The organism is Duganella phyllosphaerae (genome assembly GCF_001758785.1).
GTDB lineage: Bacteria > Pseudomonadota > Gammaproteobacteria > Burkholderiales > Burkholderiaceae_D > Rugamonas > Rugamonas phyllosphaerae.
Window position 1 is genome coordinate 1 of the sequence record NZ_LROM01000053.1, and the last position, 6,794, is coordinate 6,794.

Below are 6,794 nucleotides of genomic sequence, written 5' to 3' on the forward strand. Positions count from 1 at the left end.
CTGGTCACGGCGGTGGCGCAGCAGACCGTCAGCGGCAACCTGTCGCAGCCGCTGGCTGCTGGTGAAACGGTGCAGGTCTCGTTCGACAACGGCGCCACCTGGCAGGCTGCCGTTATCGACAACACCGGCGCCGGCTGGTCGCTCGACCACACGCTGGCCGGTAGCGGCGTGCTGCAAGTGCGCGTGATCGACGCCGTGGGCAACGCCAGCGCCGCCACTGCGAACGCTTACGTGCTCGCGCAGGAAACGCCCACCGTCGCCATCACCAGCAACGTGGCGGTGGCCAATGGCGTGGCGCCGGCCACCATCACCTTCACCTTCTCGAGCGCCCCGGCCGACTTTACGCCGGCCAACGTGGCCGTCACCGGCGGCACCCTGGGTCCGCTCACGGCAACCGCCGACCCGCTGGTGTACACCGCCACCTTCACGCCCCCAGCCGACGTACCGGCCGGCACCGCCACGATTGCCGTCGCGGGATTCAGCGATGTCGCCGGCAACACCGGCGCCAGCGCCAGCCTGCCGGCGCTGCAAATCGACACCGTGGCGCCGCCGGCACCCACCGGCGCCGTGCTGTTTTCCACCGATACCGGCACCCCCGGCGACCTGGTCACCAACAACCCGCGCCAGTCGCTCAGCGGCACGCTGTCGGCGCCGCCGGCCAGCGGCGACGTGGTGCAGGTCTCGATCGACAATGGCCTGACCTTTATCCCGGCCATCCTGCGCGGCCAGGCCTGGAGCCTGGACGGCCTGACCCTGCCCACCAACGCCAGCGGCGCCTTGGTGGTGCGCGTGGTCGACGCTGCCGGCAATGTCAGCGCCGCCCAGAGCGTGCCCTACGTCGTCGATACCATTGCGCCCACCGTGACCATCGCCAGCAGCGCCGCGCTGGTGGAGGGACAAAGCGCCACGCTGACCTTCACCCTCAGCGACCCAGGTGTGCTCAACCTGTCAAACATCGTGGTCAGCGGCGGCACGCTGTCCAATTTCAGCGGCAGCGGCACCACCTACACCGCCACGCTCACCCCGACCGGCGCCGCGTCGGTCTCGATCGGCGTACCGGGCCAGCTGTTTACCGACGCCGCCGGCAATGCCAACAGCGCCACCGCACCGCTGGTGCTGCCGGTCGGCAGCGGCCAGCTGGGCACGGTCGATGGTGTCGGCATCGTCACCGAGACCGGCGTTGACGATCGCACCGGCCTGGTCTCGCGCACGGTGACCGTGCCGCTGGTGGCGATTGGTCGCGACGACGTGGCGGGCACGCCGCACCCCACGCTGGCCGATATTCCGCTCGGCATCGCTGCCAATGCCGACGGCGTAGGCAGCACCCTGACCGTCAGCTTGCCGGTGGGCACGGGTTTCCAGTCCACCGGCCCCTCGGCGCTGCTGGGCGGCGCCATGGCGGCTACCGACCTGATCGGCCGGATCGACGACCACACCATCGTCAGCGATACCCGCACCGCGATGGAAGCCCAGGCGCGCGAATTCCTGGCGACGCAGGATGCCAATGAGCTGCAACAGAACGGCACCCTGCGCGTCTCCGGCAACAGCACCATCGACAATACTTGGCTGCTGATCGCCGGCGACACGTCGGTGCAGGCCGGTACCCTGGTCACCGCGCAGGGGCTGCGCGCCAGCGCCCTGGCCGGCGTGACTGCCGCAGTCGATCCCGATACCGAGATCGCGCTGGTGATCGACACCCGCAGCCTGTCCGGCGTGGGCCTGCAGATCGACAACCTCGACTTCGGCGCCATCATCGGGACGGCGCGGGTGCAGGGCGGGCAGGGCAGCAACTTCCTGATCGGCGACGACACCGCCCAGCACATCACGCTCACCGTCGGCCTCGACAACGACACCCTGTACGGCAACGGCGGCAACGACATCCTGGGCACGGCCGGCGGCAACGACCACCTCGACGGCGGCGACGGCGACGATATCCTGTTTGCCGGCGCCGGCAACGACGTGCTGGTGGCAGGCGCTGGCAACGACGTGCTGCAGGGCGGCCGCACCGACAGCGGCCAGTGGCGCTTCATGCTCAAGGCCGACGGCACGGTGCAGGGCACTCACCAGGCGGCCCTGCTTGGCGCCACGCAAACCATCGCCACGTCCGAGCTCAACCTGAATATCGACCGGCTCGGCTTTGTGGCCGCCGACGCGGTGCGCCTGGAAACGCTGTCGCTGCTGTACCACGCCGCGTTCGACCGCGCGCCCGACCTGGACGGCCTGACCAACTGGAGCAAGCTCGCCCTGACGGCGCCGCAGTATGCCGCCGGCTTCCTGGGTGAGGTCGAGGCGCGCAATGGCGTGATGAAGCTCGGCAATGCCGACTTCGTCGCCACGCTGCTGCGCAACACCCTCGATCGCGAACCGACCGCCAGCGAACTGTCGGGCTTCGTGGCGCGGCTGGACGCCGCGCCTGGCGACCTCAACCTGCGCGCCGCGGTGTTGTCCGATATCGCCCAGAGCGCCGCCCACAAGGCCGCCTGGTGGACCGCCGACGGCATGGCGCTGGGGGGCCAGATGCTGACCGCCGAGCAGGGCTGGATCGCCGGTTCCGGCAACGACCGGCTGGTGGCCGGCACCGGCGCCAACCTGCTGGTGGGCGGCGACGGCACCGATACCGCCGTGTTTACCGGCACCGCCGCCAGCTACAAGGTGGTGCTGGGCAACCAGGTCAGCGCTGGCGCCAACGGCGCCGACGTGATGGTGGGCCAGGGCGCCGGCAGCATGAACACCGTGCGCCAGGTCGAGCTCGGCGAGTTCGACGGCAAGGTGGTGGACCTCGGCTTTACCCAGGCCGCCACCGCGAACCTGCGCGAAATCGGCATGTTGTACCAGCTCACGCTCGACCGCGCGGGCGACTTGCGCGGCTTCCAGGAGTGGCTGGGCACCAACCTTACCGGCGCGGCGCTGGCCAGGGGCTTTACCGAGTCGGTCGAGTTCAAGCAGCTGTATGGCGCCCTCGACGATGCCGCATTCGTGACCCGGATCTTCCTCAATGCCACCGACAAGGCGCCCGACGCCGCCACGCTGGCGCGCTGGGACACCTACCTGGACAACCACAGCCGCAGCGACATGGTGGCGCAACTGGTGGTCGATGCGACCCTGGTCGGCGTCCAGAGCGGTGGCGACGGACTGACCCTGGTCGGTTACTGGTAGCTTGATATTTTGAACCAGGAGAAAAAACTTTTGCTGGAAGAGACGGACGCGATAAATGCGACAACGCTGGTGAAATTCACCAGGCAGGCTGTGTATAATCGGCGCGTATTCCCCACCGGGAGCGCGCCATCTACTCCGTTACCGCCTCAGAAAAAGTACGGCCGAGTATCCTGATCGTCGACGACGAGCGGGAGGAACTACGCGTACTGACCGACCTGCTGCGGCGCCAGTCTTACCACGTGCGCAGCGCGGCCGATGGCGCTGCCGGCTACCAGAGCGCGCTGGCCCAGCCGCCCGACCTGATCCTGCTCGACGTGCGCATGCCGGTGGTGGACGGCTTTGCCGCGTGCCGCCTGCTCAAGGCCGACCCGGTCACGCGCGATATCCCGGTGCTGTTCCTCAGCGCCCTCGACGATCCCGACGAACGGGTGGCCGGGCTGGCCATGGGCGGCGTCGATTTCATCACCAAGCCCTATCATCCGGCCGAGGTGTTCGCGCGCGTGCGCATCCACCTCGAGCTGGCCTGCATGCGCGCCGCCGCCGCCGTGGCCGTGGTGGCCGCCACGATGGTCCAGCCGGCCCCGGCGCCGGCTGCGAACGTTTCCCAGCTCCATCCAGAACCGCATTTTCACCCGCATCCCGACGCCGTCATGACCGATGCCGCCATGCGCCTGATCGACGACAACCTGGCCGCGCCGCTCACCCTGGCCGGCATTGCGCGCGCGCTGGGCACGTACGAAAAGCGGCTGTCGCAGGCCTTCCGCCAGCAGGCCGGCATCACCGTGTTCGCCTACCTGGCCGAGGCGCGCATGATGCGCGGGCGACAGTTGCTGGTCGATACCGACATGAGCGTGCAGCAGATCGCCGAGCAGACCGGTTTTCGCAGCGCCGCCAATTTCGCCACCGCCTTCCGCGAACACGCCGAAGCCACGCCCACCGCCTACCGGCAGTCGGTGCGGCGCGCGGTGGGGGATGCATGAGGCCCGCGGCTGTATCTGATCCTGCCCCTGATCCTGGCGCCGACGCGCCGCTGCGGGCACGGGCCAGCATTCTGGCGCGTCTGAACCACGACCTGCGCACGCCGCTGGCGCAGATCGCTGCGCGCGCCCGCGGCGCCGGACTGGACGACATCGTGGCGCTGGCGCAGCGCCAGCTGGCCTGGCTGGGCGACTTGTGCGCGTGCGCGCGCTACGAAGTGACGCCGCCCGAACTGGCGCCGGCGCCGGCCTACCTGCACGCGCTGATGCAGGCCCATGGCGTGCGCCATGACCCGCAGTCGCTGCCGGGCCTGGCGCTGCTCGATGCGCGTTTGCTGGCGCAGGTACTGGAGCGGGTAGCGCTGCACGCTGGCGTGCCGCTGGCGCTGGAGGTCGAAGCGGCCGGCGATGGCGCGCTGGTGCTGGCTTTCCGCACCTGCAATGGCGCTGGCAGCGACAGCAACACAGTCGCCCATGACGACGTAGCCGACAGCGGCGCCCGTGCTCATCGTGGCAGCGGCACTGTCATTGCAGGTGGGGCCGGGCAGGCCGTGATGTGGGCCGATGTATCAACCACGCTCGAGCGCGACGACATCGCACCGGGCCTGGTGCTGGCGGCGCAGCTGGTGCGCGCCATGGGCAGTTGCCTGCAGCAGGCTGGCGCCGCGCTCGGGTTCGTGATCATCGCCGCGCCGGCAGATGAAGAGCTAGCCATGCCCCCGCCGCCGTTTTCTGCGCGCGACGAACCGCCAGTGCCTTTCGGCGACGGCCTGACTGTACTGTTGTGCGAGCCGCACGAAGCCATGCGCGATTACCTGACCGAAGTATTCGACAGCGCCGGCTTCACGCTGTGCTACGACGCCGCAGAACTGAACGGCGCCTTGCCGGCGCTGGTGATCTGCGCCGATGCCGACGCTGACGACGCGTCCGCGCACGCGCACGAGCGCGCGCCGCGCCTGCTGCACGCGCTGCTGCCCCCGGCGCGGCCGCAAGCGTTCGATGTGGTGTTGTTCAAGCCGGCGCCGGCACAGCAATTGCTCGATGCCGCGCGTCGCCTGGTGAAGCAGAGGATGACTACAGCGACCGACGACCGCCGCTGACGCGCTCGATATCGGCGATATCGCGCCAGCTTTGCACCTCGGTGTAACCGGCCGCAAGCAGCAACTCGCGCACCGCATCGGCCTGGTCGTAGCCATGCTCCATCAGCAGCCAGCCTTGCGGTGCCAGGTGCGCCGGGGCGCCGGCCACCAGGGTGCGCAAGGCCGACAGGCCATCGGCGTGGTCGGTCAGCGCGCCCACCGGTTCGAAGCGCAAGTCGCCCTCGGACAGGTGGCGGTCGCCACTGGCGATATACGGCGGATTGGACGCGATGACGTCGAACGGCGCGTTGTCGGCCAGGGCCGCAAACCAGTCGCTGTGCAGGAACGTCACGTGCGCGCCGTTGGCCTCGGCGTTGCGGCGGGCAACCGCCAGCGCGTCGGCGCTGACGTCGAGCGCGGTGACGTCGGCATCGGACCGCGTGTGCGCCAGCGCGACGGCAATCGCGCCGCTGCCGGTGCCCATGTCGAGCACGCGGCCGCCTCGCGGCAAGCGGTCGAGTGCGAGCTCCACCAGCAGTTCGGTGTCGGGGCGGGGGATCAGTACGGCGCCGCTCACTGCGAACGGCAGGCCGAAGAATTCGCGCTGGCCCACCAGGTAGGCCACCGGCTCGCCAGCCAGGCGGCGCTGCACCAGGGCGCCGAAGCGCTGCGCTTCGTCATCGGTCAGGGTGCGCTCGGAGCCGGTGATCAGGCCCACCCGGTTGGTGTTCAACGCATGGCACAGCAGCACGCGCCAGTCGAGCGCGTCGAGTAGCGCCTGGCGCTGCAAGGCGCCGACGGTGACGCCGGCGGTGATGTCTGCAACCGTTGCGATCATGCGCGGCTGCGGCGGATCAGCGCCCAGACCAGGGCGATGGTAAACAGCGCGAACCACAGGAACGCCCATTGCGGTATCGACAGGCCGAACCACGGCGCGGTGGCGTCTTCGCACAGGCCATCAGCGCGGAACAAAAACGGCAAATAGGTGGCGGTCGGGATTTTGTTCAGAAAAGTTTCGACCGGATCGATGCCGCACGACAGGCCCGGGTTGGCCAGCACGTACAGGTGCTTGCCGGCGGTGTACAGGCCGCCGAGCGCAGCGAGCAAGGCCACGCCGGCGCCGAGCTTGGGCCTGCTGATGAACGCGCCGACCAGGGCGGCAATACCGATCGCCAGGAACAGGTAGCGCTGGATCACGCACAGCGGGCAGGGCAGCATATCGAGCCCGTGCTGAAGGTACAGGGCAACGCCGAGCAGGCCGAAGCTGGCGGCGGCGATGGACAACAGCAGGGGGCGGGATTGGTGCATGGTGGTTCCGGTCAGGTTGGGGCGGTGGCAGAATCGCAGATTCTCGCACAAAGTTGCTGGTTTGGCCTTAGCAGGCTCTTAAACGATTGCAGAGATAAAAACCAACGATAGCCGCGAACATAGCGGCAACGGACAAGCGCCAGCGTGTCAACGGTCAACCCGTCAACCCGTCAACCCGTCAACCGTCAACCGTCAACCGTCAACCGTCAACCGGTCAACCGGTCAACCCGTCAACCCGTCAACCCGTCAACCGTCAACCGTCAACCGTCAACCG

5 protein-coding genes are annotated in these 6,794 nt (G+C 68.9%); 3 read left to right on the plus strand and 2 right to left on the minus strand.

What is annotated here, in order from left to right; translation table 11 throughout:
• From DUPY_RS04820 to DUPY_RS04830, 3 genes are all read left to right on the plus strand, one after another.
• Positions 1-3,156, plus strand: a 3,156-nt coding sequence (locus tag DUPY_RS04820; protein ID WP_141749423.1) for an Ig-like domain-containing protein, incomplete at its 5' end; no start/stop codon positions are given.
• Positions 3,157-3,329: 173 nt separating this feature from the next.
• Complete coding sequence (locus DUPY_RS04825; RefSeq protein WP_084640545.1) at positions 3,330-4,136, plus strand: response regulator transcription factor; 807 nt, start codon at positions 3,330-3,332, stop codon at positions 4,134-4,136.
• Positions 4,133-5,233: a hypothetical protein gene (locus DUPY_RS04830; RefSeq protein WP_070246708.1), complete on the plus strand. Its 1,101-nt coding sequence runs from the start codon at positions 4,133-4,135 to the stop codon at positions 5,231-5,233. Before DUPY_RS04825 ends, DUPY_RS04830 begins: the two co-directional genes overlap by 4 nt.
• Here the strand turns inward: DUPY_RS04830 and prmC are convergent.
• Both prmC and DUPY_RS04840 read right to left on the minus strand, forming a co-directional pair.
• The gene (prmC, locus tag DUPY_RS04835) at positions 5,208-6,050 is read right to left on the minus strand and encodes a peptide chain release factor N(5)-glutamine methyltransferase (RefSeq protein ID WP_070246709.1); all 843 of its coding nucleotides are present in this window, start codon (positions 6,048-6,050) and stop codon (positions 5,208-5,210) included. The two genes, DUPY_RS04830 and prmC, sit on opposite strands and share 26 nt — an antisense overlap.
• Positions 6,047-6,520, minus strand: a complete 474-nt coding sequence (locus tag DUPY_RS04840) for a disulfide bond formation protein B (RefSeq protein ID WP_070246710.1) — start codon at positions 6,518-6,520, stop codon at positions 6,047-6,049. The genes prmC and DUPY_RS04840 overlap by 4 nt, the downstream gene beginning before the upstream one ends.
• Between the last annotated feature and the right edge of the window lie 274 nt (positions 6,521-6,794).

What these genes read in the sequence shown, in the direction of transcription:
- DUPY_RS04840 (WP_070246710.1), bottom strand. Translation starts at nt 6,520, where the DNA reads ATGCACCAATCCCGCCCCCTGCTGTTGTCCATCGCCGCCGCCAGCTTC.
- DUPY_RS04830 (WP_070246708.1), top strand. Translation starts at nt 4,133, where the DNA reads ATGAGGCCCGCGGCTGTATCTGATCCTGCCCCTGATCCTGGCGCCGAC.
- prmC (WP_070246709.1), bottom strand. Translation starts at nt 6,050, where the DNA reads ATGATCGCAACGGTTGCAGACATCACCGCCGGCGTCACCGTCGGCGCC.